At 66.8% G+C, this 25,697-nt stretch carries 26 protein-coding genes; 5 read left to right on the plus strand and 21 right to left on the minus strand.

Features of this window, described 5'->3' with window-relative positions; genetic code table 11:
• Positions 1-139: 139 nt before the first annotated feature.
• Positions 140-694, minus strand: a complete 555-nt coding sequence (locus OG874_RS03730) for a bifunctional adenosylcobinamide kinase/adenosylcobinamide-phosphate guanylyltransferase (RefSeq protein WP_330253726.1) — start codon at positions 692-694, stop codon at positions 140-142.
• Between the two features lie 12 nt (positions 695-706).
• A complete protein-coding gene (locus OG874_RS03735) occupies positions 707-1,705 on the minus strand; it encodes a helix-turn-helix domain-containing protein (protein WP_330253727.1) in 999 nt (332 codons plus the stop codon).
• Positions 1,706-1,791: 86 nt separating this feature from the next.
• Here OG874_RS03735 and OG874_RS03740 point away from each other — a divergent pair, with 86 nt between their 5' ends.
• A complete protein-coding gene (locus OG874_RS03740) occupies positions 1,792-1,950 on the plus strand; it encodes a hypothetical protein (protein WP_330253728.1) in 159 nt (52 codons plus the stop codon).
• Positions 1,951-2,149: 199 nt separating this feature from the next.
• Here the strand turns inward: OG874_RS03740 and OG874_RS03745 are convergent, their stop codons facing one another.
• Positions 2,150-2,821 carry a DUF3043 domain-containing protein gene (locus OG874_RS03745; RefSeq protein WP_330253729.1) on the minus strand — a complete coding sequence of 224 codons (672 nt, stop codon included), beginning with the start codon at positions 2,819-2,821 and terminating at the stop codon, positions 2,150-2,152.
• A 207-nt stretch (positions 2,822-3,028) separates the two neighbouring features.
• Between OG874_RS03745 and OG874_RS03750 the strand changes: the two genes are divergently transcribed.
• The gene (locus OG874_RS03750) at positions 3,029-3,379 is read left to right on the plus strand and encodes a HesB/IscA family protein (protein ID WP_330253730.1); all 351 of its coding nucleotides are present in this window, start codon (positions 3,029-3,031) and stop codon (positions 3,377-3,379) included.
• A 207-nt stretch (positions 3,380-3,586) separates the two neighbouring features.
• Positions 3,587-4,555 (plus strand): carbohydrate kinase family protein, encoded by a 969-nt coding sequence (locus OG874_RS03755; protein WP_330253731.1) that lies wholly within the window; start codon positions 3,587-3,589, stop codon positions 4,553-4,555.
• 186 nt (positions 4,556-4,741) lie between these two features.
• Here the strand turns inward: OG874_RS03755 and asnB are convergent, their stop codons facing one another.
• Positions 4,742-6,727, minus strand: coding sequence for an asparagine synthase (glutamine-hydrolyzing) (asnB, locus tag OG874_RS03760; protein ID WP_330253732.1), 1,986 nt, complete (start codon positions 6,725-6,727; stop codon positions 4,742-4,744).
• A 475-nt stretch (positions 6,728-7,202) separates the two neighbouring features.
• Here asnB and ctaC point away from each other — a divergent pair, with 475 nt between their 5' ends.
• Both ctaC and OG874_RS03770 read left to right on the plus strand, forming a co-directional pair.
• The gene (gene ctaC / locus OG874_RS03765; protein WP_442943275.1) at positions 7,203-8,294 is read left to right on the plus strand and encodes an aa3-type cytochrome oxidase subunit II; all 1,092 of its coding nucleotides are present in this window, start codon (positions 7,203-7,205) and stop codon (positions 8,292-8,294) included.
• Positions 8,295-8,307: 13 nt separating this feature from the next.
• Positions 8,308-8,724, plus strand: coding sequence for a cytochrome c oxidase subunit 4 (locus OG874_RS03770; RefSeq protein ID WP_330253733.1), 417 nt, complete (start codon positions 8,308-8,310; stop codon positions 8,722-8,724).
• Between the two features lie 172 nt (positions 8,725-8,896).
• Here OG874_RS03770 and OG874_RS03775 read toward each other — a convergent pair whose 3' ends face one another.
• From OG874_RS03775 to OG874_RS03855, 17 genes are all read right to left on the minus strand, one after another.
• The gene (locus OG874_RS03775; RefSeq protein WP_330253734.1) at positions 8,897-9,721 is read right to left on the minus strand and encodes an SDR family NAD(P)-dependent oxidoreductase; all 825 of its coding nucleotides are present in this window, start codon (positions 9,719-9,721) and stop codon (positions 8,897-8,899) included.
• A 145-nt stretch (positions 9,722-9,866) separates the two neighbouring features.
• On the minus strand, positions 9,867-11,144 hold the full coding sequence (locus OG874_RS03780; protein WP_330253735.1) for an FAD-binding oxidoreductase: 1,278 nt from the start codon (positions 11,142-11,144) through the stop codon (positions 9,867-9,869).
• Between the two features lie 52 nt (positions 11,145-11,196).
• Complete coding sequence (locus OG874_RS03785; protein ID WP_330253736.1) at positions 11,197-12,756, minus strand: alkaline phosphatase D family protein; 1,560 nt, start codon at positions 12,754-12,756, stop codon at positions 11,197-11,199.
• Between the two features lie 411 nt (positions 12,757-13,167).
• Positions 13,168-13,413, minus strand: coding sequence for a hypothetical protein (locus OG874_RS03790; RefSeq protein WP_330253737.1), 246 nt, complete (start codon positions 13,411-13,413; stop codon positions 13,168-13,170).
• Positions 13,410-15,035, minus strand: coding sequence for a cytochrome bc1 complex cytochrome b subunit (gene qcrB, locus OG874_RS03795; protein WP_330253738.1), 1,626 nt, complete (start codon positions 15,033-15,035; stop codon positions 13,410-13,412). Before qcrB ends, OG874_RS03790 begins: the two co-directional genes overlap by 4 nt.
• 269 nt (positions 15,036-15,304) lie before the next feature.
• Positions 15,305-16,177 carry a hypothetical protein gene (locus tag OG874_RS03800; protein WP_330253739.1) on the minus strand — a complete coding sequence of 291 codons (873 nt, stop codon included), beginning with the start codon at positions 16,175-16,177 and terminating at the stop codon, positions 15,305-15,307.
• 187 nt (positions 16,178-16,364) lie between these two features.
• On the minus strand, positions 16,365-16,631 hold the full coding sequence (locus OG874_RS03805; RefSeq protein ID WP_330253740.1) for a hypothetical protein: 267 nt from the start codon (positions 16,629-16,631) through the stop codon (positions 16,365-16,367).
• 311 nt (positions 16,632-16,942) lie between these two features.
• Positions 16,943-17,668, minus strand: a complete 726-nt coding sequence (locus OG874_RS03810; protein WP_330253741.1) for a lysophospholipid acyltransferase family protein — start codon at positions 17,666-17,668, stop codon at positions 16,943-16,945.
• 132 nt (positions 17,669-17,800) lie between these two features.
• On the minus strand, positions 17,801-18,814 hold the full coding sequence (locus OG874_RS03815) for an ROK family protein (protein ID WP_330253742.1): 1,014 nt from the start codon (positions 18,812-18,814) through the stop codon (positions 17,801-17,803).
• Positions 18,811-19,278 (minus strand): hypothetical protein, encoded by a 468-nt coding sequence (locus tag OG874_RS03820; protein ID WP_330253743.1) that lies wholly within the window; start codon positions 19,276-19,278, stop codon positions 18,811-18,813. The genes OG874_RS03815 and OG874_RS03820 overlap by 4 nt, the downstream gene beginning before the upstream one ends.
• The gene (locus tag OG874_RS03825; RefSeq protein ID WP_330253744.1) at positions 19,275-20,558 is read right to left on the minus strand and encodes an ArsA family ATPase; all 1,284 of its coding nucleotides are present in this window, start codon (positions 20,556-20,558) and stop codon (positions 19,275-19,277) included. The genes OG874_RS03820 and OG874_RS03825 overlap by 4 nt, the downstream gene beginning before the upstream one ends.
• A gap of 2 nt (positions 20,559-20,560) precedes the next feature.
• Entirely contained in the window at positions 20,561-20,998 is a 438-nt protein-coding gene (locus OG874_RS03830) for an SRPBCC family protein (RefSeq protein ID WP_330253745.1), read from the minus strand.
• Positions 20,999-21,043: 45 nt separating this feature from the next.
• Entirely contained in the window at positions 21,044-21,430 is a 387-nt protein-coding gene (locus tag OG874_RS03835) for a polyketide cyclase / dehydrase and lipid transport (protein WP_330253746.1), read from the minus strand.
• A 105-nt stretch (positions 21,431-21,535) separates the two neighbouring features.
• Positions 21,536-22,663, minus strand: coding sequence for a glycosyltransferase family 4 protein (locus OG874_RS03840; RefSeq protein WP_330253747.1), 1,128 nt, complete (start codon positions 22,661-22,663; stop codon positions 21,536-21,538).
• Positions 22,664-22,715: 52 nt separating this feature from the next.
• On the minus strand, positions 22,716-23,723 hold the full coding sequence (locus OG874_RS03845) for a hypothetical protein (RefSeq protein ID WP_330253748.1): 1,008 nt from the start codon (positions 23,721-23,723) through the stop codon (positions 22,716-22,718).
• A gap of 6 nt (positions 23,724-23,729) precedes the next feature.
• The gene (locus tag OG874_RS03850) at positions 23,730-24,755 is read right to left on the minus strand and encodes an NlpC/P60 family protein (protein WP_330253749.1); all 1,026 of its coding nucleotides are present in this window, start codon (positions 24,753-24,755) and stop codon (positions 23,730-23,732) included.
• Positions 24,756-25,025: 270 nt separating this feature from the next.
• Complete coding sequence (locus OG874_RS03855; RefSeq protein WP_330253750.1) at positions 25,026-25,601, minus strand: C40 family peptidase; 576 nt, start codon at positions 25,599-25,601, stop codon at positions 25,026-25,028.
• Positions 25,602-25,697 lie beyond the last annotated feature (96 nt).

Genomic DNA, 25,697 nt, shown 5'->3' on the forward strand with positions numbered 1-25,697 from the left:
GTTGTCGGGCAAGGGGTGTGCACTCCTCTTGTGTGAGCTGCACACCCTGTGCACGGGAGTGCACCCTTAGCCAGACGGAGGGGCGCGAATCTTGGGTGCGCCGCTTCTTCGGTGCCGCGTTCAGGTGGGTGCATTGGGCCTACTTCAGGCGCAGAGGCAGGCCTGCGACGATGAGGAAAGCTTCGTCGCAGGCCTGGGCGAGGTGCTGGTTGAGGGTGCCGATTTCGTCGCGGAACAGGCGGCCGGAGCGGGTGGCGGGAATGATCCCCATGCCGACCTCGGGGGTGACGATCACCAAGCGGCCGGAGTAGGTGGCGACAGCGTCGACCAAGGCGTCGACGTCGGGAGCGATGGTGCCGCGCGGGGCATCCCAGGCGTCGCGGGCGTCGATGCGGGCGGTCAGCCAGGTGCCGGCGTCGTCGATCAGCGTTGTTCCGGCGAAGGGGTCGGCGGTGAGAACCGCTGCCGGATCGGCACTTTCGAGCACCGTCCAGTCGGCCGGTCGACGGTCGCGGTGGCGGGCGATGCGTTCGGCGAAGTCGAGATCGGCGGGATCGGGCATCGCGGTCGCGACATAGCGCACCGGCCCACCCTCGGCTGCCAACACCTCCGCGAATGCGGACTTGCCGGATCGCGCTCCGCCGAGCACGAGAACGCGGTGTGCGCGGCTACTGGTAGATGAGCTGTCCGACACCGCAGCACCGTATCAATCCGATGTTCGGGCCAGCTGTTCGGTCGCGTCTATACCGGCGCCGAACCGACGGCGATATTCGGTCGGGGCGATGCCGACAACCTTCTGGAAGTGGTGTCGCAGCAGCGCGCCGGACCCGAAACCGGCTTGCGTGGCGATCTGCTCCAGTCCCTCGTCGGTGTCCTCCAGCAGGTGCTTGGCGTAGAGCACGCGCTGGTTGGTCAGCCATTTCACCGGGGTGGTTCCGGTTTCGGCGGCGAAGCGGCGGGCGAAGGTGCGGGTGGACATCATCGAACGGGCGGCGAGATCGTCGATGGTGTGCGGGAGGTCCAGATTCTCGCTCATCCACTGCAGGGTGGAGCTGAGGCTGTCGGAGGTGCATTCGGGGACCGGGCGCTCGATGAATTGGCGCTGCCCGCCGTCGCGCTGCGGCGGCACCACCATCCGCCGCGCGATCGCGTTCGCGACGGAACTGCCGATTTCCCGGCGCACCAGATGCAGGCAGGCGTCGATACCCGCGGCCGTACCCGCGGAGGTGATCAGGTTGCCTTCGTCCACGAACAGCACATCGGGGTCGACCGTCGCCGCCGGAAACCGAGCCGCCAATTGATCCACATAACGCCAGTGCGTCGTGCACTTGCGACCGTCGAGCAGCCCGGCCGCCCCGGCCAGGAACGCCCCCGAACACACCGTGAGCACGGTCGCCCCCGCATCCGCCGCCTCCCGGATCGCGCCGACCACCCGCGGGTCGAGCCCCGTGTCGAAGGCGGAGGCCGGAAAGGCCGGAATCGCCACGAGATCGGCCTTCGCCAACTCCTCCAGCCCGTACTCCGGCGTCACCGTGATACCGGGCGTGGTGGACGGCAGCGGCTTGCCCGGTTCGGCCGCGCAGACCTTGAAATCGAATCCGGGCAGTCCATCCGCGGTCCGATCGAGCCCGAAGACCTCACAGACCACGCCGAATTCGAACATGGCCAGGCGCTCCGACAGCACCACGGCAACCTTGGACAGCATGCCGACAGCGTACCTGGCTGAATCTTTACGAACAATGTCAGAACAGCCACTTTCGGCGGTAAATCATCGAGCGCAAAATTACTGCCATGATTACTTTTCTCGTAAGCATGGCGGTCGTGGTGGGCTTCGCGGTCCTCATCGCGCAAGGATGCGGCCATGCCGGATCAGGCCATATCACCGATCGCGACGCCCAGCGGATGCAGACCGAACTGTCCGCGATCTACGCCCACGGGCATCATCGTTGAGATCTCCCCTGGATTCAGGGCGGAGTGTCAAGTGGTGGCATCGCTTCTTACGCCACCACCACGGAGCGAGTCTTACGAGCGACGTTCGCGGCCGGCTTGCGTCCGAGTGGTCGAAGCGCATGCGACGAAGTCGCGAGTCTCGACCGCTCGGACGCAAGCCTTGGGGGCCGCGAACACGCAGCGCCGCAGGCGCTGCAAATCAAACACTGTCGCCGGGCCCGACGCGCGGCTTCGGCGCCCGCATCTTGCGGATCTGCGAAGCGCGCACGAAGGCGTACCAACCCAGCTTGTACCCGGTATCGGTGCTGTCGGGGAAGCGCTCGCGCACCCGTCCGTTGACGATCCGGCCGAGCAGGAACCCCTCGGCGATCATGAACGCCATCATCACCAGCATGGCCAATGTCACAACGGTCTGCAGCGCTGGCGCCACGAACATCGACAGAATCAACACCAGCGCCATCGGCATGAACAGCCCGACCAGATTGCGGCGGGCATCGACGATATCGCGCACGAAGGCCCGCACCGGACCCTGATCGCGCGGCAGTAGGTATTTGTCCTCGCCCGCGAGCATCCTGGCGCGCCGATCCTGGGCCGCGATACGACGCTCGGCGGAGGCGGCTTTGCGCTCCTGCCGGTTGCCACGGGTGGCCTTGCGCCGGGCCCGGGCCTCCTTCGCGGTGAGCGGAGCGGGAGCTACCGGGCCGCGCCGTTTGCCTTCTGCGTCACGACGTTTCGGGGTGGGACGGCCCTTGCCTTCGGTGGCGGTGGCCGCTTTCGAGATCGAGACTGCGGTCGAGCCGCCGTCCGAGTCCGCCGTCTGGTCGGCGCCCTCGTCGGTGGTGCTGGACTCGCCGCGACGGAACAATTTCACAGCAACCAGGCTATTCGATACCGTATCCAGCGGGAAATGCGGTCCATCCGCAGTGTCACCGTGCCCGCGTGCGCAGCGTCACGGAGGTTGTGTCATAGCAGCGACGCCTTAGTGGCAAGATGGGGAATAGCAGCCCGCTGAGTAGTGTTGACAGCCACGAGCCGTGCGCTGTTCACGGGTTGAACACAGCTGTCCTGAGGAGAGTTCATGACTGTGCAAGACGAGACGACCACCCACGGTGTGACGCTGACCGACGCCGCCGCCGGCAAGGCGAAGGCGCTGCTCGACCAGGAGGGTCGCGACGACCTCGCCCTGCGTATCGCCGTGCAGCCGGGTGGCTGCGCGGGCCTGCGCTACCAGCTCTTCTTCGACGATCGCTCGCTCGATGGTGACCTCACCGTCGACTTCGGCGGTGTGAAGCTGGCCGTCGACCGGATGAGTGCGCCGTACGTGCAGGGCGCCTCGATCGACTTCGTCGACACCATCGAGAAGCAGGGCTTCACCATCGATAACCCGAACGCGACGGGTTCGTGCGCCTGCGGCGACTCCTTCAACTGATCTCGGAAAGCTGTCGCCGGGTCCATCCGAGACCCGGCGATTTGCCGACCGCTCGTCCACGATGCGAATCGTGCGGCACTCGCTGATCGGCTGAATATTCGCCCGCGGCGGGCAGGCGTATCCGGACAGACGGGAAGGTACGGTAAAGGCGGGGACTCTGTTCCCCGAGTCGTCACCGTCTAGCCGCCTACCGAAGGGCTCAGCTTCGTGTCTATCGCCGTGTCCGCGTCCATTGCGACCGACCACCTCATGCGTTTCCCCGGACGGTTCTCCGACGCGCTGCTCGCCGATCAGCTCGATCATGTGTCGGTGAGTTTCCTCGTCGACGATCTGCAGATCCGACGCGGCGGTGTGGCGGGCAATATCGCTTATGCCATGGGACTTTTGAACCGAACGCCGCTGCTCGTCGGCGCGGTCGGCGCCGACTTCGCCGAATACCGCGCCTGGCTGGAGAAGCACGGCGTCGACTGCTCGACCGTCAGGACCTCGGATACGGCGCATACCGCGCGCTTCGTCTGCACCACCGACGACGATATGGCCCAGATCGCCTCGTTCTACCCGGGGGCGATGAGCGAGGCCCGCGACATCTCGATCGGCGCGATCGCCGAACAGCACACCCTCGATCTGGTACTCATCGGCGCCAACGATCCCGAGGCGATGCTGCGGCACACCGCCGAATGCCGCGAGCTCGGCATCCCATTCGCCGCCGACCCGTCCCAGCAGCTGGCCCGCCTCGACGGTGATCAGGCCGTGCAGCTGATCGACGGCGCCGCATACCTTTTCACCAATAAGTACGAGTGGGCGCTGCTGCTGCAGAAGACCGGCCTCAGCGAAGAAGAGGTCGCCCGCAAGGTCGGCATCCGCGTCACGACTCTCGGCGCGAACGGTGTGCAGATCGTCGATCGCGACGGCACCGAGTTGACCGTCGGTGTGGTCCCCGAGGTGCACAAGGTCGAGCCGACCGGCGTCGGCGACGCCTTCCGCGCGGGCTTCCTCACCGGACACACCACCGGACTCTCGCTCGAGCGCTCCGCCCAATTGGGTTCGCTCATCGCGGTTCTCGTCCTCGAGACCATGGGCACCCAGGAATGGACCCTCAACAAGGACGACGCCCTCGAGCGCCTCACCAAGGCCTACGGCGCTGAGGCGGCGGCGGACATCAAGCCGCTGCTCTGACCTTCCGCCGTCGCGCGTTCGCGCAGACATCGAACGGCCGCACCGATCTGGTGCGGCCGTTCTGCGTTGCGCTGCACACTGATTCGCCTGCCGCGTACGGATTCGCGCACTTGATCGGCGCGCACGAATTCTCCGGGCGAGTTCGTGCGCTGTGTGCGCGGCAGCAGGAAACGTGCGCTGAAGCGGCTACAGGGAGACGGGGTAGACCGGCTCCTGGATGTCGGGGGTGATGCGCTTCTCGACGAAGATGCCGTGCCAGACCATGAACACCAGCAACGTCCACAGCCGGCGGCTGTGGTCGCCGCGGCCCGCGCGGTGGTCTTCGAGCATGCCCTTGATGGCGCCCTTGTCCAGCAGGTGGTCGGTCTGGGATTCGGCGATCTGCAGGTGTGCCCAGTCGTAGAGTTCGGTGCCGCGCAGCCAATGCCGCAGCGGGACCGGGAAACCCAGCTTCGCCCGGTTCAGCACATGCGGCGGGACGATGCCCTCCAGCGCCTGGCGCAGTGCGTACTTCGTGGTCTCCTTGGTGATCTTCTGCTCGTAGGGCAGCCCCTCGGCGACCTTCAGCACCTCGGAGTCCAGGAACGGCACGCGCAACTCGAGCGAGTTCGCCATGGTCATCTTGTCGGCCTTGACCAGGATGTCGCCGCGCAGCCAGGTGTAGAGATCCAGATGCTGCATGCGCGCCACCGGATCCCAGCCGCGCGACTGTGCGTAGATCGGCGCGGTGACGTCCTGATGGGTCCATTCCGGCCGGAATTCCCGCAGCACCGCACGCAACTGTGCGTCGCTGAAGCTGCGCGCGTTGCCGTAGTAGCGCTGCTCGAGGGTGAGTGAGCCGCGGTGCAGCAGGCTCTTACCCCGGGTGCCGTCCGGAATCCGCTCCGACAGCTTGCCCGCCAGCTTGCGGACGCCGCGCGGCAGATACTCGAAGGGCTTGAGCGACAACGGTTCCCGATAGATCGTGTAACCGCCGAACAGCTCGTCCGCGCCCTCGCCGGAGAGGACGACCTTGACGTGCTTGCGCGCCTCCTTCGCCACGAAGTACAGCGGCACCAGCGCCGGATCGGCCACTGGATCGTCGAGGTACCAGACGATTTCGGGGATCGCGGCGGCGAATTCGGCGGGGGAGACCACCTTCACGATGTGCCGCGCGCCGATCGCCTCGGCGCTCTCGGCCGCCACATCGACCTCGGAGTAGCCCTCCCGCTCGAAACCGGTGGTGAAGGTGATCAGCTTCGGGTTGTGCCGCATGGCCAGCGCCGCGACCGCGGTGGAGTCGATGCCGCCGGACAGGAACGAGCCGACGGTGACGTCCGCGCGCATGTGCTTGGCGACGGAGTCCTCCAGCGCCTCGGCGATCTCGCGGTAGCGGGCGGCCTCGGCACCGGGCGCGAAGGGCCGCACGGTGAACTGCGGGTTGAAGTAGCGGGTGATCTCGGGCGCTTCGCCGGCCCGCACGGTGGCGTAGTGGCCCGATTCGAGGCGGCGAATGTCCTTGTGCAGCGTCTCCGGCTCCGGCACGTACTGCAGCACGGTGTAGTGCTCCAGCGCCCGTGGATCCAGCGCATCGGAGAGTCCGAGCGCGGGCAGCAGTTCCAGCAGACTCTTCTTCTCACTGCCGAACGCGGTCCCGCCGGGACCGGTCGCCAGGAACAGCGGTTTGATCCCGAATGGATCGCGCGCCAGGAACAGCTCCTGGGTCTCGGTATCCCAGATCGCGAACGCGAACATGCCGCGCAGTTTGCGCACCGCCTCCGGGCCCCAATAGTGGAACGCCGCGACGATCGCCTCGCTGTCGCCCTCGGTCTCGAAGATCTTGCCGCCGGGAAACTCCTCGGCATGCGCCTTCGCGAGCTCCGCGCGGATCTCGATGTAGTTGTAGATCTCGCCGTTGAACGTCAGCGCGTAGCGCTCCCGGTTCTCCGCCGGACCCCAGCGCAGCGGCTGGTGCGAGTGCTCGATATCGATGATCGACAGGCGGTTGAAGCCGTAGATCACATGATCGTCGTGCCAGGTGCCGCGTTCGTCCGGGCCACGGTGGCGCACGCAGTGCAGGGCGTCGTACACCCGCTCCACGGTGTTTACCCACCCCGCCAGCTGCGCTGGCTGCCGTCCCCGACCGTCGTCGGTTGCCGCATCAGATGTCAGAAATCCGAGCAGTCCACACACGGCGTCGGCAACCTCGTTTCCTACTTGGGTACGGGCGCTGGCCCGATTCACTGGGTGGCTGCGCCCGATAGGCTGGGGCGCAAGGGCGAAATCTCGTGTCCGAGTATGCCGCACCGGGGGGATTCGTGTGTCGCGCGCATCAGGTGCGCGTGGCTGGCAGCGGCCGCGATAGCCGCCCCTCGGCATTCGAAATGTTGTGTCCGCGTTCGTCGAACGGTCGCGGTGAACGCCCTGTGCTGGGACGATGTCCTGGTGACCGCGGCAACCCCGGGATCGGCGGAGTGTCGAATGCGACCCGACGTCAAACGGGGCGCCGGTTTGGTCTACGCTGCGTAGTACTCAGGACATTCTTAGGTGGATCGCGCCCGAATGGGGCAGGCCGGAATGCCCTGAAATGTGCTTGAGACGTACCGCCGGGCGATCGCAACCCTGGCGGTGCACTGTCGGAATGTGTGGCGACCAGGAAGGCGTGAGCGTGGCGCACAAGGCGAGCGAAGAGATCGGGGCACGACCCCTGAAGGGTCGGCGGGGCCGCATCCTTCGGCGGGCCGGGCTGGCGGTGTCCCTGGGGATCACCGCGATGCTCGTCTCGGGCTGCTCGATCGACAATGTTTGGCTGCGATTCGGTTGGCCGTCGGGCATCACGCCGCAGGCCACCCGGATGCGCGAGCTGTGGACCTGGTCGGTCCTCGCCGCATTGGCGATGGGTGTGCTGGTGTGGGGTCTGACCTTCTGGACCGTCATCTTCCACCGCAAGAAGAAGGACTCCCCGGAGTTCCCGCGTCAGACCGGCTACAACGTGCCGCTGGAGCTGACCTACACCGCCGTGCCGTTCGTCATCATCGCGGTGCTGTTCTACTTCACCGTGGTCGTGCAGAACTACGTGCACGAGAAGGTCGCCAACCCGGACGTGACCGTCGACGTGACCGCCTTCCAGTGGAACTGGAAGTTCGGCTACCGCAATGTCGACTTCAAGGACGGCTTCCGCTTCGACGGGATCGACGCCGCGCGTGAGGCTGATAACCAGGAGCAGCTCGAGGAGTACAAGGAGCGGACCAAGGACGGTCACCCGCAGCCGGGCCCCGTGCACGGCAAGCCGGAGAACGACATCCTGTCCTACCTGCACTACGACAAGGTCGAGACCGTCGGCTCCAGCACCGAGGTTCCAGTGCTCGTACTGCCGACCGGCAAGATCATCGAATTCCAGCTGGCCGCCGCCGACGTGGTGCACGCCTTCTGGGTGCCGGAGTTCCTGTTCAAGCGCGACGTGATGCCGAACCCGAAGGAAAATCATTCGGACAACGTCTTCCAGATCACCAAGATCGAGAAGGAAGGCGCGTTCGTCGGCCGGTGCGCCGAGATGTGCGGCACCTTCCACTCGATGATGAACTTCGAGGTCCGTGCGGTGTCGCCGGAGAAGTTCACCAAGTACATCGAGTCGCGCAAGGCGGGTAAGACCAACGCCGAGGCGCTCGAGTCCATCGGTGAATCCCCGGTCGCCACCTCCACCCAGCCGTTCAACACCAAGCGCGACACCAAGAGCGCGGCCGCGGCCGAGAGCAAGTGAGGATTGATCTGATATGAAGATCGAAGCGCGGATTTTCGAACTGCTCACGGTGTTCTTCGTCATCGTGGCCATCGTGTACGGCTACTTCACCGGTCAGTCGCGCACCGGTGTGGAATGGGCGGGCACCACCGCGACGGTGCTGACCGCCGGTCTGTCACTGATCATCGGCACCTACTTCCGCTTCGTCGCACGTCGCCTCGACCTGCGCCCGGAGGATTACGAGGACGCCGAGATCGTGGACGGCACGGGCGATCTCGGCTTCTTCTCGCCCGGCAGCTTCTGGCCCATCACCCTGGCCGCGGCGGGCTCCATCACCGCCCTCGGCCTGGCGTTCTTCCAGTTCTGGCTGATCGGCATCGGTGTGGTCTGCATCCTCGGTGCGGCCGCCGGACTGGTGTTCGAGTACTACCTCGGCCCCGAGAAGCACTGAGCTGAACTCCTTTTCGAAGGGCCCCACCGGAATCCGGTGGGGCCCTTCGCCGTTCCACGGGTGGCACCGTTCACCGACGGTAGTCGAGTCAGCCGGGCGGCTGTGGTTCGGCTGATCCGTTCGGTGCCCTGGTTCAGCATGCGTCGCGCTGTCTCCTGAGGGCTGCGGCGGGTTAGAACGAGGTGATGCGGGAGAGGAGGCGATTGGTGGAGCGGGGCGCTACCCCGGCCAGTCCGCGCAGCGTGCGGGCGAAGCGGGGCTGGAGGCGGGCCGGGCGGGTGCGGATGGCCGTTTCGACGAGTCGAGCGGTGTCGGTGGGCTCCAGGGCGGATTCGGCGATGTAGTGCGCGATGGTGCCGGATTCAGGTTGGACGGCGGGGTATTGGACGGCGGTCACCTGAATGCCGCGCGGTGACAGTTCGGCGTCCGCGCACTGCCCGAAGGTGGTCCAGGCCGCCTGGGAACTGGCGTAGGAGGCGAAATTCGGTGTGGCGCCGGTGTTCAGGCTCCACGGGCCGACATTGATCACGTGGCCCGAACCGGATTCCAGCATCGCGGGCAGCAGGCCGAGGGTCAGGCGCAGCGGTCCGAAGTAGTTGGTGGCCATCATGCGCTGGTAGTCGCGGAAGCGGTCCAGTGATTGTGCTACGGGGCGACGCAGCGGGCGGCCCGCATTGTTGATCAGCACGTCGACGGTGCCGAATTCGGTCAGCACCCAGTGCACGAGCTGATCGACATCGCCGAGCGCGGAGATATCGCAGCGGAACCAGCCGGCATGACCGCCCGCGTCGACGATTTCATTGCACGCGGCCACGAGTTGATCACCGCGCCGGGCGACCAACAGCAGCTGGGCGCCCTGTGCGGCGAGCAGCACGGCGGTGGCAAGGCCGATATCCGAACACGCGTCCGTGACGAGTACCCGCAGGCCATCGATGGATTCGGGCCGCTGACGCTTGCGATCGGGCAGATGGACCGGGGCAGGGCGGAATTCGAGCATCAGAGCAACCTTCATGTAGATGGGCTGAACCAACGCATCGACACCCCGCCGACAGTGTCGAAGTCGACCGCCGTCGCCAGCGAGTAGCCAGGCCGCCCAGGGGCGGTAAAGCTATTTGCTGGCGACTATATGCGGCTCGACCAGTCTAATCCGTGGAGTCGTACCGCAGGGCGTGTTCGGATGTGCAGATCTCGTCGATTCCGGTGACGATGTCGCGCAACAGTTCCGAGGGCAGCGCCGAGGGCCGCAAACGGCAGGTGAAGGTGATCAGCCCGTGGTCCTCGACGGCCAGTCCACGCGACTGCGCCTCCTCCCGCAGGTATCTAGAGCGCACACCGTAGGTCATCGCGGAGATGACGGTGAAGCAGCCGGTGCGTTCCCGGTGTCCGGCAAACAGGTCGTGCAGTCGGTAGAAGACCGAGGTGTAGGTCGACAGCGGCGCGAAGATCGCGACCCGGTAGGCGGGCCCGCGTTCCGAGGAGCTGATCACGGTGTCGGCCAGGTACTCCGCATCCCGCAGCGTCAGCACCTTCGGGGCGAACATGAGCGCGCCCGCCGCGGCATTGCGCACCGGTGCGCCCGCGCGCCCGCCCGCGGCGGAGGCGATGACACCCAACGACTTCCTGGTCTTGGTGCCGACCTCGCGGCGCGCGCGCAGCGATCGGGTCGGTGTGGTCGGGTACAGGCTCGCCCACTGACCGAAGCGCACGGTCCCCAACTGCACATGTCCGGTGCCGACCGGCCGCGACACCTTCAGCGGTGCGGTATCGACCCAACGACCCACCTGCAGCGCGACATTGCCCGGTCGCACGATCTCGGCGTAGGCGTGCTCGACGAAGGAGTCGAAGTCGAGGAACCGGTCGGCATCGGTGGTGAGCCAGGTGTGATCCTTATCGATATCGACCGCATCGAGGGTGAGCGCGGTAATGATGCCCGCACGCCCGCTCGCGCCGAGGATGCGGTGGAAGCGCTCGGTGTGGTGCGCGCGTCCGCAGGTGCCGATGCGCCCGTCCGGATCGACGTATTCGAGATCCACGATCTGATCGATGAACATGCCGTACTTGTGCGAGGCCGTGCTCACCCCGCCGACCGAGGCGAACCCGCCCGCGGTGATATCGCGGTGGTCGCCGACGATCGGCAGCCCGAGTCCGTGCGCGCCGAGGCGGCGATCGATATCGGAGAGTTTGGCGCCCGCTTGCACGCGCACGGTGCGCCTGCCCAGGTTGATATCGAGCACCGCGTTCATCTTTCGCAGCGAGACCACCGTGCGCTGATCCGGCAGGGAAAGACCGTCCTCGATCGGTTCGCCGCCGCGCACCGTGAGGTTCTTCGCTCGACCGCGTGAATCCCGCACAGTACGAACGACATCCGCGGTGTCACGAGGTAGATATTCTTCGGCGGCGACAGTGTGCGGCGTGCTCATGGACCGAAAGCTAACCACAGCGGAGCCTCCGATGCTCGCTCGATCTCGTTGGTTACCGAGCCGGCGGCGCGAGCCGCTGGCTGAACAGGACAGATCCGGTCGCATCGCACAGATTGACCGTCAGTTCCCTTGACTTGCCGTCGATCAGCACCTCGCCGAAATGCTGGAAGCTGTCCAGCGGCGAAGCGTTCTGCACGGTGGGCGCGTGCACGAAAACCGCCTCCGGACCGAAGGTGCCGTCCAGCGGATTCGGGCCGAACGCACCGGCATTCAGCGGTCCGGACACGAACTCCCAGAACTCGTCGAAGTCGGTGAACGCGGCGCGCTCCGGTGCGTAGTGGTGCGCCGCGGTGTAGTGCACGTCGGCCGTCAGCCAGACCACACCGCCGACCTTGTTCGCCTTGAGCGTCGAGAGTACTTGGGCGATTTCGGTTTCCCGGCCGGAGGGGGCGCCGTTGTCACCGTTGGCGGGACCCTCGTAGGCCGTATTTTTCTGTTCACCGTCCTTGACGACCAGGCCGAGCGGCAGATCGTTGGCGACGATCTTCCAGGTGGCCTTGGAATCGCGCAGGCCCTCGATCAACCACTTCGTCTGTTCCGGACCGAAGATGCGACCGCTTGGTCCGTTGTCAAGGTCGTTGGTGTCCTTATAGGTCCGCATATCCAGGACGAAAATGTCCAGCAGCGGGCCGTAGGAGATCTTGCGGTAGAGGCGTCCGTCCACGGCCTCCTCGGTCTCCAACGGCATCCACTCATGGAAGGCCTGCCACGAGCGGATCGACAGGGTGTCCATGCTGCGCTCGCGGTAGCCCTTGGACTCCGCGACCAGGCCGCCGTGATACCAGTTGTTGACCGTCTCGTGGTCGTCCCACTGGACCACCTGGGCGACCGAGGTGTTGAAGTGGCGGTAGTTCTGGTCGGTCAGGTTGTAGGCGTAGTTGCCGCGGAACTGCTCCAGGGTCTGCGCGACAGCGCTTTTCGCCTCGGAGACGGTATTGCGCCAGATCCGGCCGTCGGGCAGGGTCACCGATTCCTGCAGCGGACCGTCGGCGTAGATCGAGTCGCCGGAGTGGATGAACAGGTGCGGGTCGCGCGCGGCCATGGCGGAGAAGATCTTCATGCCGCCGAGTTCGGGATTGCTGCCGTAGCCCTGGCCGACGACGTCACCGGACCACTGCAGTTTGATATCGGACGCACCGGTGGGCACGGTGCGAAAGACACCGGTGATCGGTTCGGAGGTCGCGCCGTCCTCGCCTTCGAGAGTCACCCGATAGTGCACCTGCTGGCCCGCGGGCAGGCCGTTGACGCGCACCCGTCCGGTGCCGTCGGCGTCCGGGGTGAGCAGCGGGCCGGTGAACCGTTTGGCGTCGGTGAAGGATTCGGTGGCCGCGGTCTCCACGATCAGCTTCGCGGGCCGATCCGAGCGCGCCCAGATCAGCGCGCCGTCGGTGCGCGGATCGCCGACCGCGACACCGTGGGTGAGATTCGGGCGCGGGCGGACCAGTGCCGGCCCTTCGTTCGAACAGGCGGCCAGCGCCGGGGCAGCCACGAGACCGAGGGCGGAGGTGCGCAGCAGGGTGCGCCGGGAGATGCCGAAGTCCGAACCAGTCATTGGCCCACCTTGGCGCAGGGAGTCCAACGCAGTGTGAACAAGCATTGTCGGCGCGGCCAACAGGCGATGCGACGGGGTTGCCGAGGGCCGTCTCAGTTCTTCGGCCGCAGTTCGATGATCGGGAGGAGGCGATCGGTCTTCTTGAATACCGGATTCATTGCCGGAGGACGAGACCCTCGCGATCCCGCCGGAATCTTCTGAAAGCTCATGGTTCGCTCCTACCCCGTTCGGAACTGTGTGCACCAGCATTGCACTCCGACCGAAGATCGGTCGCGGTATTGCGCTGAGCGGATGGCGGGCTCCGGAACGCTAGCCCGTACGGTCGATCTGCACCAAGTAGCGAACGAAGGCCCCGAACCGCAGTCGGCTCGGGGCCTCTTGGTCCGGGCCGTGGTGAGTGCCCGAGGTTCTTCAGACGGTGTTGTCGCAGAGAATTTCGTAAGCGCGCGCGGCATCCTCGGGGAAGACGAGCACACGCGACCGCCCCGGCGTGCGGCTGGTGCTGTGCGCCGGACCCGTCGTGGCTCGAATTCCATAGAATCGCAGCAGGTCACGGACCGCGCGTGCGGTGGTCTCGCTGGCCACCGTGGCGGCCGCGACGAGCAAGCCGTAGTCCTCGGTGTCCTGCTCGTGCGCGCGTTCGAGCCGCCACATCATGGTGCGTGCCTTTCGCCGTCGACGGAGATTCGGTCCTGATACTTCTGTAGCACGGCGAGCTGTTTGCGTTCTTCCGCATGCTCGATATCGAAGTGCCGCTCGGATTCTCCCACCGGATCGGGCCGCAGGAAGCTACCGGTGCCCGGCTTGCCCGCCGACCCGAGCTTGTTCATCTTCTTCGGAATCGCCGCGCCCTGGTACGCCAGCGGAACCGGGCGGCCGTGCTCGTCGAGCGCGCCGAGCGACTGGTGCACCTCTACGTATTCCCCGTGCGGCAGTCGCTTGATGATGCCCGTTTCGATGCCGTGCTCGAGCACCGCGCGGTCACTGCGCTGCAGACCGACGCAGAACCGGTAGGTGATGAAGTACGCGATCGGTGGCGCGATGAGCAGCCCGATGCGACCCATCCAGGTGGTGGCGTTCAGCGAGATGTCGAACTTCAACGCGATGATGTCATTGACGCAACTCAGCGTCAGGACCAGGTAGAAGGTGATCGCCATCGCGCCGATTCCGCTGCGCACCGGCACATCTCGCGGCCGCTGCAGCAGATTGTGCTGCGCGTAATCCTTGGTGAGCCGCTTCTCGATCCACGGATAGGCGGGCAGGATCACGAGCACCAGACCCATCACCAGCGCCACCCAGAACGCCGCCGGGATGGTGTAGTTGCCGAGGTAGATCTCCCACGGCGGCATGAGCCGGGCGAGGCCGTCGGTCCACATCATGTAGAAGTCCGGCTGCGAACCCGCCGACACCTGCGCCGGGTTGTAGGGCCCGAGTTCCCAGATCGGATTGATCTGGAACACACTGCCCAGCACCGCCACCGTGGCAAGGGTGAACATGAAGAACGCGCCTTGGTCGGCGGCGAACACCGGCACGATGCGGGCGCCGATCACATTCTTCTCGGTGCGGCCGGGACCGGGGAACTGCGTGTGCTTCTGGTACCAGACCAGCGCGATATGCGCGGCGATCAACGCGAGCATGATGCCGGGGAACAGCAGCACGTGCGTGATGAACAGCCGCGGAATGAGCACCTCGCCCGGGAACTCGCCGCCGAAGAGCGCGAAGTGGATCCAGGTTCCGACAATCGGCACGCTCATCGAGATACCGCCCAGCGGCGAGCGCAGGCCGGTGCCGGAGAGCAGATCATCGGGCAGGCTGTAGCCGAAATACCCCTCGAACATGGCCAGAATCAACAGGGTTGAACCGATCACCCAATTCGCCTCGCGCGGTTTGCGGAACGCGCCGGTGAAGAAGATGCGCAAGCAGTGCACGATGATCGCGGCCAGGAACATCAGTGCGGCCCAATGGTGCACCTGCCGGACGAAAAGGCCGCCGCGCACCTCGAACGAAATATCGAGTGAGCTCGCATAAGCCGCCGACATGTGCACACCGCGCAGCGGTTGATACGCGCCGTCGTAAACCACTTCGGTCATCGACGGATCGAAATACAGCGTCAGGTACACACCCGAGATCAGCAGAATGATGAAGCTGTACAATGCGATTTCGCCGAGCAGAAATGCCCAGTGCGTCGGAAACACCTTATTGATCGAGCGTTTCACGAACGCCGCTGCGCGGTACCGTTCGTCCGCTGCGTCGGCATGTTGTGCCACTTTGCTGCTCATCTGGTGGTCCCGTGGGAGCCGAGCAGGTCGAACGTGGGCGGCGTGCCCTCGCAACGAATGAACATCACAGGCATTGCCATCTCCTTCTCGATCGGGAAGCCGTCTACGCATAAGACGCATGGGCGGCCCGAAACGTGACACTCCCGCTGCGAGAGATATTGCTGGACTGCGGAATGCGGGGGTATCGGGCGAATGCCCTGACTCGAATGCCTGATGGGAGGCCATCCCGGCGGAAGGAATGTGGCGCGGATCTCGTCTCGAGACCAGGTTCAGGAGGGGAGTTGGTTCAGTGTGGCGAGGAAGTTGTCGGACGGGTAGATGCACAGCGCGTCACCGGTGTGCTCGGTCGCGGCGGCCAATTCGATCGTGCCGTCGTGCCACCAGTAGACGTCCTGGCTGACCGGCCACGGGCGTTGGGTGTAGTCGAGCACCGCGACTTGGGCGAGCACCGTGGTCGCCCGGACGACATCGAGGCCGGCCACCGGGTGCGCGTAGATGTGGCGTTGGGACGGCACCGCGAACACCGAGCCCGCCGGTCCGACCACCGGATATTCGCCGAGCCAGCGTGCGTGTGCCGTGATGTAGTCGGATATCCCGCACAGCATGGTGATCTCGACGCCGTCGGCCGTCGGCGTATCGATCTGGTGGGTGATCACTTCGAGCGGGCCGTCGGCACGGGTGTTCTGCTCGGCGAGCGCGAACAGATCGGCTTCCTCGATCGGCCACGCACCGAGCATCGGATAGGTGACCGGTGCCATGGTGTGCACCTGGTCGATCAGCACTCGCTGAATCAGGCCGGGGGCCACCTCGCGGCACACCACATCCGGCGCGCCGCCCTCCCCGGAGTACAGCCGGGTCCTGATCAGCCCGCGCATCATCGCGAAGTCTGCGGTATCGAGCGGATCGTGATCGACCTCCAGATCGACCAGCCCGGTGCTGAGATAGTCCGCTACCAACGCGGGCCACTGATCCGGCGGCTCATCGGCGGCCATTCGGCGCAAATTCGTCAGCCCGACCATCACATGCCCCGCCGGCCCGGACAACATCACGTCATCCGCGTCCACCACCCGGCAGGAGTACCCCAGCTGATGCGCCGCCGCCACCGCGAGCGATAACAACAGATCCGTCCCTGCCTCGGACATTCCCGGCCCCTAGCTCATCTCGCGCAGCCCGCCTCCACGCCGAACCCCGCACCTACCGCCCTCGGAACACCTACCCCCGCTGATTGTGCCCCCACCACCCGCCCCCCGCCCAAGTGTTGCCCAGATCGACCAATCCCCGCCACTCTGCTGTTCCACTGGGCGAGTGACCGTTTCGATCGCCCATCGGTCAGGACAGCAGGAAGGTCACGACGGGCAGCACGACCGCTGTGAACGCGGCGAACACGACGGCGCCGATTCGGCCCTTCGGTACCACCGGGAATCGCGTCGTGACGCAGACATAGGTGCTGACGGCGATAAGGACGGTCCCCCATACCACCAGCGCACGGCTGCCGATATCGCCTAGCTGATCGGCAAATGCGACCGACATGACCGCTATGGTCAAACCGGCCGAGCCGCCGACTGCGAGCAGCCCCGCGCCTGCGTAACTATTCATCACGACGGACCGTCCTCGGACCGCGAGCATATCCTGCGGATCAGCCGGACTCGCGCCCTCGTCGCGGCAGATGAGGTCGAATACCTTTGCCGGATTGACCCGTTCGTTCAGTGTCTGTCGAAAGATCCGAGGCCCGCGGCTGTCTTCGGCTAGAGAGTCTTGTCTGAGGAGCCGGACAACCTCCGGTTTGCTGGGAATCGCCCGCCCGATGCCGGCAAGGGTATTCGTCCGACAGGAGTAATCCCGGAATCGGATGGATCGAAGAGGAGTCCGACGGTGCTCGCGCCGAACTCCGCCGCGTCGGGGCGAGCCTAGCTGGCCGCGGTCTCCGGGATGCGGGTGGCGTTGGGGGTGGGGCCGGAGGGGATGCCCTTTTTGAGGCTGGCGGCGTAGACGTCTACGTATTCTTGGCCGCCGAGCTGCATGAGGTCGTACATGACCTCGTCGGTGACGGCGCGTTCGACGAAGCGGTTGCCGCCCATGCCCTCATAGCGCGAGAAGTCGATGGGGGCGCCGAATTTCACGGTGACCCGGTGGCGGCGCCAGCGGAAGGGGCCGGGCGGGCAGACCTCGAAGGTGCCGATGACGGCGACGGGGATGACGGGGACGCCAGTCTCCAGAGCGAGACGGGCCAGGCCGGTCTTGCCCTTGTACAGGCGTCCGTCGGGGGAGCGGGTGCCCTCGGGGTAGAGGCCGACGAGGTGGCCCTTGTCGAGCAGCTTGCGGGCGGCGATGAGGGCGTCCTCGGCCGCGCTCGCGCCGCTGCGGTCGATCGGGTACTGCCCGGTGGCGCTGAAGAAGAACTTCTGCAGCCGACCCTTGAACCCGGGGGAGGTGAAGTATTCGGCCTTGGCCAGATAGCTGATCCGGCGGGGGCTCATCAGCGGCGCGAACAACCAGTCCGAGAAGGACAGGTGGTTACCGGCCAGGATGGCCGGGCCGTCGGTGGGTATGTGCTCTACGCCTTCGACCGTCGGGCGGTTGTAGAGGTGCATGAACGGTCCCGGAAACAGGTACTTCAGCATCCAGTAGAGCATGGTGTCCTAACCCCCGCGGCCGGGATCGTTACGGGTACAACCGTCGTCGCCGACTTTACCGCTGGTTACAGATCACATCCAAGCGGAGGGGCGTATGTCACCACATTGTTCTCAGTCAATGGCCCGAAGGTCTCAATGGCTGGTACGCGCGACCCATGAACGCCCGCGCCCGGTTCCGGCGAGCGTGGCCCTGGCCAGCTCCGCGGCGCCGATCATGCCCGCCGCCTCACCGAGTTGGGTGGTGCGGATCCGAGCCAGCGGACGATGGCCCGCACCGGTGATCGCGCGGGCGTACTCCTCCCGCGCCTCGTCCAGGAACAGCGGCGCCGAACTGCTCACCCCGCCTGCGATCACGATCAGACCCGGATCGAAGATATCGCTGACGAAGGCCAGCCCGAGTCCGAGCCAGCGCGCGAAATCGGCCATCACCCGCACCGCGAGCGGGTCGCCGTCCTGCGCGGCACCGGCCACCCGGCGTCCGGTCAGCGAGCCGGGATCGCGGAACACATCGCGCGCCAGCACCGTCGAATGCACCGGATCGGTGGCCAGCATTTCGATCGCGGTATCGGCGAGCGCCGTTCCGCTGCAGTACCTTTCCCAGCAGCCGCGCTTACCGCACGGGCAGGCCCGGCCCTGCGGCACCACCTGCAGGTGGCCCAGTTCCGGCGCGACGCCGTGGGTGCCTCGATACAGTTCGCCGTCGATGAGCAGCGCCGCCCCGATGCCGGTGCCGATTGCCACCAGCACCGAATTGTGTCCGCCCGCCGCGGCGCCGAAGCGGTACTCGGCCCACATCGCGGCATTGGCGTCGTGCTCCAGGATCACCGGCAGTCCGAGGCGTTCGGTGAGCCGCTGCGCGACCGGGGTGTCCTGCCAGGGTAGGTGCGGGGCGAAGCGAACGGTCGAGCGATCACCGTTGATGAATCCGGCCACCGCCAGGCCGACCGCGCCGATCGGATGCCGGCGGCACAGCTCGCGGACCGCCCGATCCAGCGCATCCTCGAGTGCGCGCGCCGAATGCGGTGTCGGCGCTTGGACGGTGTCGAGCACTTCGCCGTCGCCGTCGACCACCGAAGCGCGAATGTTGGTGCCGCCGACGTCGATGCCGACGGTCAGCGGTCGCGCACCTGCTACCCGCGCGGTCATGCCTTGATCGTCACGGGGATGCCGACGTAGCGAGCACGCTCGCGCCCGACCGAGGTCGACTGCTGTGCGCGGGTATTCGCGCCGGCGGGTTCGGATGCGTCACTGTCCGGCTCGGATGATGCCGAATGATCGTGCGGCACAGCGTCTTCGGGCATGACCGGATCGACCGGCACCCCGGCGAGCGCCTCCCGCAGCACGGTCACGATCGTGGTGCCGTGCTCGGCCACCACCGCGAGCACATCGTGACGTTCACCGCGCACCAGCGCGGCCGCCGCGCACACCGGGCACCAGCTGCAACTCGACCAATCCGGCTCACTGCCGCCGGCCCGGCGCAGCATCGGCTCGACCCGTTCCAGCACGGCCTCGGCCAACAGCTTCAATTCCGCCGCGAATTCGCTGAGCCCGTCATCGTGTTCGGCATCGCCGGGCCAGCCGCCCGCCTGGCCGCCGTTCGGCTCGCTCATATCGGCCACGCCTGCGGGTCCGGGCGGAATCGCACCACCAGGTAGCCGTGATCGAGTTCGGCGCCATCGACCGTGCACCGCCGCAATACCGGCGCCAGGCGCACCCGGCGCCGGACCCCGTCCGCTCCCACGATCAAATCGTCCTCCACTCGTCCCAGTCGCAGCGTCGCCGGGTCGACGACGGGCAGGTGCATCCGCAACGCGTACACCGAATGCAGACCGGTGCCCGATTCCAATCGAACCACTGGCTGGCCGGAACTTGTGCGAACCTGGGCCGGATTGTCGCTCAGCTCAGGGCCGGTGTCTAACCGCTCGACCGAGTCGATCGCATAGGACAGCGCGGACAGGGACGTGAGCCCGACCGGTTCGGCGCCGGTGTGCTGGGCGATCAGCACCCGTGTTCCGTTCATACCCCTTTGCAGCCGGTTCACCACGTCCAACTGTTCGGCGCGTCGACTCAGATACCACTGCACCGCCGGATGCGAGGCCACCTCCAGCGCGGTCGGCGGAGGCGCGGCGGGCAGCACCTTGTTGACCACCACCGCGTCCAGTCGCAGACCGAGCAGTGCGGCGGCCGAGCGCACCCGCTCCGATTCGGCGATCGCCACCTGTTCGGCGCCGGTGATCAGCCGGGCGCCGGTGCGGGCGTGATCGGCGAGCAGGTCACGCACCTCGGTGACCGCGGTGACGATCCGCTCGACCGTAGTGGCCAGCACCGCGCGTCGCAGGTCGGTGCCGACCGTGCTCATCGCGCGCGCGTGCGGCGGCCATACCCGTTCCACGTAACCGAGCAGGGTCTCCGGTGCGGTGATGATCCGCAGCATGTCCGCCGAGGGGGGACAGTCGACGACGATCACATCCCAGTCGTCCTCATCGGCGAACTGGGTGATCTCCACCAGCATCAGCAATTCCTGCACGCCGGGCAGTCCGGTCAGCTCGGCAGGATCCAGCGCGGCCAGATCGATGCCGTGCTCGTGGCCGGTCCCGGTGGCGAGCATCCGCACCACCTCGCGGAACCGATCCTCCAGCAGCGCAAGGGAATCGACCTCGATCACATCGAGCCCGGGTTGCACGCTCGCGACCCCGGCCACCGTGCCCGGATCGTGCGGGAACCGGAAGCCGAGTGCGTCGCCGAGGGAATGCGCCTGATCCAGCGAGGCCACCAGCACCCGCTGACCGGCCCGCGCATAGGCAATGGCCGTAGCGCAGGCCAACGTGGTCTTGCCGACCCCGCCCTTACCGATGAACAGTTCGACCCGGGTGCGACCGGGCTGCCGCATGCTCAGCCTTCGACCCGTTTCTTCAGTTCCTTCAGCGCGGTATCGGTGATCACCTTCTCCGCCTTGCGCTTGAACATGCCGATCATCGGGATGTTCAGGTCGACGGTCAGTTCGTAGGTCACCTCGGTGGTGCCGTCGGGCTGGTCGATGAGTTCGTAGGTGCCGTCCTGGGCCTTCTGCAGCTCACCGCTGATCAGGGTCCAGCTGACCGACTTGTCGTCGGGCCGCCAAGTGTAGGACAGCACATAGGTGTCCTTGACGACGCCGGCGTCCAGCACGAAGCGTGCGGTCCGCACTCGGCCGTCGGCGGCTTTCTCCAGCACCTCAACAGTTTTCGCCGCGGAGACCCACTCCGGGTAGGACTCCAGATCGGCGATGACGGACATCACCCGCTGCGACGGTGCGTCGATGATGATCGACCTCTGGGTCCTGTCGGCCATGGCGGACAACGATTCCTTTCAGCTACTTTGCTGTACTCGTGTGCGTCAGCGGGCGGTGGCGGCGTGCGCCGGTGCGACACCGGCCGCGCGGCCGGACTCCAGCCTGGTCTTGATCTCGAAGGACATATTCTTGCCCGCCACCCGGCGGGCCCGATTGGCGGCGGCCGGATCCCGAGTCGGCGACTTGGGTTCGGCGTGCAGGAAGTAATGCAGGATCACCCCGTCGAGCGAGGGCTCCAGCCACACTTCCATGGTGCCGGTCAGCGCGCCGGTGACCGACCATCGAATCCCCTTGTCGGCCCGGTCTTCCCGGATGTCCAGGGTCAGGTCGGGCCACCAGCGCCGCCAATTGTTCGGGCCGGACAGGATCTCGGCGACCGCGGCCCCCGGGGCGGCGACGAAGGTCTGATCCGCGATCTGAATGCTGCTCACGGCCGCGCCTCGCTCAGTCGCGCTGTGTCGATGTTTCGCTCGCTTCGCTCCCGCACAGCCCGAGCGTAATAGATCACAGGATGAGACAGTGCGTCGCCATCGTCTTTATCGCAGCAGTTGACGCAGCCGAGCGCCTAGGCCGTCCCAGCGCCACTGCTCCTCGACCCAGGCCCGCCCCGCCGCGCCCATCTCGGCGGCGGCATCGCGATCGGACAGGATATCGACGATGGCATTGGCGATTTCGGCGGTCTTGCGCCCGTCGACCACGCGGCCAGTCTTGCCCTCCAACACTGTTTCCGGCGCGCCACCGGAACGCCCCGCCACCACTGGCACCCCGGACGCCGATGCCTCCAGATACACGATGCCCAAACCCTCGACATCGAGCCCGGCCCCGCGGGTCCGGCTCGGCATCGCGAACACATCTGCGAGCGTGTGATGGGCGGCCAGCTCGCTGGAGGGGATCCGGCCGGTGAAGATCACGTCATCAGCGACGCCCAACGCCACCGCGAGACCGCGCAGTTTCTCCTGGTAGGGCCCGCCGCCCGCGATCACCAGCACCGCACCGGGAATGCGATCACGGATCTCGCGCATGGCGACGATCAACGCGTCCTGCCCCTTGCGCGGCACCAGTCGGGACAGGCACAGGATGGTCGGCCGGTCATCGAGGCCGTAGCGCTCGCGCAGCTCCGCGCGCGCCGCCGGATCCGGCCGGAACACCTCGGTATCCACCCCCGGCGGCAGATATTCGAGCGCGGCATTCGGCCCGAAGGCCGAGGCGAACCGTCCGCGCGTGTATCGACTGACATAGGTGACGACATCGGTGTGCTCGCCGATCGCGCGCAACGCCTGCCGCGCCCCGGGCAACATGGACCAGCCGACCTCGTGCCCATGGGTACTGGCCAGAATCCGGGTCGCGCCCGCGCGCCGCAGCATCGGCGAGAGCAACGCCAGCGGCGCCGCCGCACCGAACCACACCGTGTCACAGTTCTCGCCGCGCAACAGGCGCGCCGCCCGGCGCAGCACCAGCGGCGTCGGCAACATCAGCGTCGTCGGGTGGCGGACCACCTGGAACTTCTGTTTGGCATCGAATTTCAGATGACTGTCGCCGCGCCACCGCGGAGCGTAGACGACCAGATCATCGGGCGGCAGCTCACCGGTGAGCGCCTGCAGATACGACTGGATACCGCCCGGCCGCGGCGGGAAATCATTGGTAACCAGCAGAGTTCGAGCCATGCGAACAACCTACTTGGTGGGCACTCCCGTGGTGACGACGGTTCGGGGTCGTTCAGGCGGTCCGGGCCGACAGCCAGCCACGCCAGTCGGCGACCAGGTCGCCGCGGCTGGTGCCGAGCACTTCGCGCATGATGCGGTCCTCGCTCCCGAGGTCCTGTTTGCCTGCCGCGATGCGGCGATAGAGCTCGACCAGGCGGGGTTCGTCGAACTTATCGGCCACGAAGGCGCAGACCGACCAGGCCTGTTCGTAGGCGGCGACGGCGGCGGTTCCGGAGAATTCGGCGTCGGCGGGGAGGTCGCGCGGGATATCCCCGGCGCGGACCCGCGTGGCGACCGTCGGCGCGATATCGGTGAAGTGGTGTCCCTGGCCGCGGTGGGCGATGAATTCGGCGAAGCCCTCGACCATCCACTGCGGCGCACCGTCGACGGTCTGCGCGCGGGTGGCCACATGGGTGAGCTCGTGGCGCAGCAGGGTGCGCAGGCCGTCGGCGTCGAGGCGGCGTCCGGCGTCGGAGCTGAACACCACGCGCTGGCCGGTCGGCTGGGTGCCGGGGACGAACGGGTCGGCGACCGAGGCGGCGGCGACATCGGCGGGCATGGTGGCGCCCGCGCGGACCAGGGCGGCGAATTCGGACGGATTCGACGAGACGACCACCACGGCCGACTGCGCCCAGCCCGGGCCCCAGACGCCGGTGACGGCCGTGGTGGCGGCGCCGAGTTCGGCTGCGAGGGTATCGATTTCGGCCCGCTGCGCGGGGTGTCCGACGACCAGCGACTCCTGGCTGTTCCCGGTTGGCACCCGCTCGGTGACGATCTGTCCGAAGGGTTCCAGGCTCCGGCGCACCGCCGTCAGTCGCGGATCGTCATCAGCGGCCGCGGCGCGGGCCAGGCTGCCGATCGAGGTCGGCTGGGCCGCACGCAGTTTCGGCAGTACCGAATTCGGCACCATCAGCAGCGCAGCACAGGTGCCGGTCAGCACGGCCACCATCGCGACGGTGGCGACGAACTGGAAGCGTCGTCGCACGAACAACCACGCGCGGGCCTGCCGCAAGCTACTCATAGCCGACTAGTATCGCCGAGCCGAATTGTAAGGCGTCGATCCCAGCGGCGCGACGGCCACTGGAACACCAAATGTGGAGGCGTGCAGCATGAGTCCATTGCCCGCGTAGATGCCGACATGGGAGATGTCGGAGTAGAAGAACACGACATCGCCGGGCTGCAGGTCGCTCTTGTCCACCGGGGTCCCATAGGTGGCCTGCTGGGAACTGGTCCGCGGCACGTTCTTGCCGACCTGTTTGAAGGCCCACTGCACGAGTCCGGAGCAGTCGAACTGGTGTGGTCCGGTCGCGCCCCAGACATACGGGTCGCCGATACGGGTGAGTCCGGCGGCCAGTGCGCTGGTGCCGCTGCCGGGGACCAGGCCGCGCAGCAGGGTGTCGGTATCGAAACCGGGTGGGAAGGCCGAGCCGGCGAGTGCCGACTTGTCTTTGCTGGACAGCGCGCCCCACGCCTCGACCACCTGCGCGATGGAACCGGACAGGTCGGCGCGCTTGCGTTCGAGATCGGCGCGGACCTGGTCGGCCTTATCGGAGGCGGCGCGGGCGGCGTCGGCGGCGGTGCGCGCGGCCTGCTCGGTTTGGGTCGCGGCGGCGGTGGCCTGCTTGTAGAGAGCGAGCTGATCGGAGGTCTTGGCCGAGATCACGTCCAGCGTCGACATCTGGTCGAGCAGATGTTGCGGTGAGTCGCTGAGCAGGACGGCGGAGAGCCGGTTGGTGCGCGCGCCCTGATAGGCGGCGATCACGGTCTTGTCGACGAACGGCTGGAACTTGCGGACTTCGTCGCGGGCCGCGTTCGCGGTCTGGGTGGTCGCGGCGAGCGTGGCGTCGGCGTCGTGCAGAGCGGCGAGCTTGGTGTCGAGATCGGCCTGTGCGCCCAGGGCCTGCTGGTTGAGCTGCTCGGATTCGCGGGACAAGTCGATCATCCGCTGCACGGCCTCGGTGGCCGTGGTCGGCAGCGCGGCCGGATCGGCTCCGGCTGAACTGCCACTGCAGAGTGCGGCGGCCAGTACTCCGGCCGCTAATGCCCCGCCCACCAGACGTTTCGTGCGATGTCTCCGGTGATGTGCTGTCACAGCGCGCCGTGCCCCGTTTCTCTGGTGAAGCGATCCGGTCGCCTCCGTGAGCTGCGGGAACGTTTGCCGCGAACTCCGCAACCCGGGAAGGTCTCAATTAGGTTACGGAACGGCTTAGGTCCGTGTCCAGTAGGCCACGAAACGATCACTCGTTGTAGTGGGTGGCAAACGTTACGCCGTCCCGTCGCCCAGCCGTGTGGCGGCCGGGCGCGGTGATTCGGAGAGGGTCGTTCAGAAGCGGCGAGCGCCCGCGAACGGCATCGACGACATCGAGGCGATCTGTACCGGGGTGCCCGAGGTGGACGCGTGGACGACGTTGCCGTCACCGGCGTACAGGCCGGAGTGGCCGCCGCCGTAGAACGACACCACGTCGCCCGGCTGCAGGTCGTCGAGCGAGACCGGGGTGCCGGAGGCGAGCTGCGCGCCGCTGGTGCGGGGGAGGTCCATGCCCGCCTGCTGGTAGGACCACTTGACGAGGCCGGAGCAGTCGAAGGCGTTCGGGCCTGCGGCACCGTAGACGTACGGGGAGCCGATCTTGCTCATCGCGGCATCGAGCGCGATATCGCCGACGGTCTTCCTGGGGGCCATGAACGGCAGCGGCGCGGGGGCCCCGGGCAGTTCGATGCCGGGGATGCCCTGCGGGATCGGGATCTCGTTCGGAACGTCGAACGTTCCCACACCGGGGATGGTCACGGGCTGGGCCGAGGCGGGCGCGGCGGGCAACAGGAAGACGCCGAGCGTGGCAGCTCCGACGGCTCCGGCCGCGACGGCACGCTTGGCATGTCGCTTGACGGTGTTGGTCGCCATGATGCGGTACTTCCAATCTGCCCCACGACGCCGCACCCGGTGGTGTGGCGGACTGCGTGTCGAAGCACCGTCGGGGTGGTGCGTCGGACTCCGTGA

The sequence above is a fragment of the Nocardia sp. NBC_00565 genome, from assembly GCF_036345915.1.
Classification (GTDB): Bacteria; Actinomycetota; Actinomycetes; order Mycobacteriales; family Mycobacteriaceae; genus Nocardia.

Coding starts and splice junctions, on each gene's coding strand:
- OG874_RS03735 (WP_330253727.1), bottom strand. CDS start 1,705: ATGCTGTCCAAGGTTGCCGTGGTGCTGTCGGAGCGCCTGGCCATGTTC.
- OG874_RS03740 (WP_330253728.1), top strand. CDS start 1,792: ATGATTACTTTTCTCGTAAGCATGGCGGTCGTGGTGGGCTTCGCGGTC.
- OG874_RS03750 (WP_330253730.1), top strand. CDS start 3,029: ATGACTGTGCAAGACGAGACGACCACCCACGGTGTGACGCTGACCGAC.
- OG874_RS03770 (WP_330253733.1), top strand. CDS start 8,308: ATGAAGATCGAAGCGCGGATTTTCGAACTGCTCACGGTGTTCTTCGTC.
- OG874_RS03775 (WP_330253734.1), bottom strand. CDS start 9,721: ATGCTCGAATTCCGCCCTGCCCCGGTCCATCTGCCCGATCGCAAGCGT.
- OG874_RS03780 (WP_330253735.1), bottom strand. CDS start 11,144: ATGAGCACGCCGCACACTGTCGCCGCCGAAGAATATCTACCTCGTGAC.
- OG874_RS03785 (WP_330253736.1), bottom strand. CDS start 12,756: ATGACTGGTTCGGACTTCGGCATCTCCCGGCGCACCCTGCTGCGCACC.
- OG874_RS03790 (WP_330253737.1), bottom strand. CDS start 13,413: ATGATGTGGCGGCTCGAACGCGCGCACGAGCAGGACACCGAGGACTAC.
- qcrB (WP_330253738.1), bottom strand. CDS start 15,035: ATGAGCAGCAAAGTGGCACAACATGCCGACGCAGCGGACGAACGGTAC.
- OG874_RS03800 (WP_330253739.1), bottom strand. CDS start 16,177: ATGTCCGAGGCAGGGACGGATCTGTTGTTATCGCTCGCGGTGGCGGCG.
- OG874_RS03805 (WP_330253740.1), bottom strand. CDS start 16,631: ATGAATAGTTACGCAGGCGCGGGGCTGCTCGCAGTCGGCGGCTCGGCC.
- OG874_RS03810 (WP_330253741.1), bottom strand. CDS start 17,668: ATGCTCTACTGGATGCTGAAGTACCTGTTTCCGGGACCGTTCATGCAC.
- OG874_RS03815 (WP_330253742.1), bottom strand. CDS start 18,814: ATGACCGCGCGGGTAGCAGGTGCGCGACCGCTGACCGTCGGCATCGAC.
- OG874_RS03820 (WP_330253743.1), bottom strand. CDS start 19,278: ATGAGCGAGCCGAACGGCGGCCAGGCGGGCGGCTGGCCCGGCGATGCC.
- OG874_RS03825 (WP_330253744.1), bottom strand. CDS start 20,558: ATGCGGCAGCCCGGTCGCACCCGGGTCGAACTGTTCATCGGTAAGGGC.
- OG874_RS03830 (WP_330253745.1), bottom strand. CDS start 20,998: ATGGCCGACAGGACCCAGAGGTCGATCATCATCGACGCACCGTCGCAG.
- OG874_RS03840 (WP_330253747.1), bottom strand. CDS start 22,663: ATGGCTCGAACTCTGCTGGTTACCAATGATTTCCCGCCGCGGCCGGGC.
- OG874_RS03845 (WP_330253748.1), bottom strand. CDS start 23,723: ATGAGTAGCTTGCGGCAGGCCCGCGCGTGGTTGTTCGTGCGACGACGC.
- OG874_RS03855 (WP_330253750.1), bottom strand. CDS start 25,601: ATGGCGACCAACACCGTCAAGCGACATGCCAAGCGTGCCGTCGCGGCC.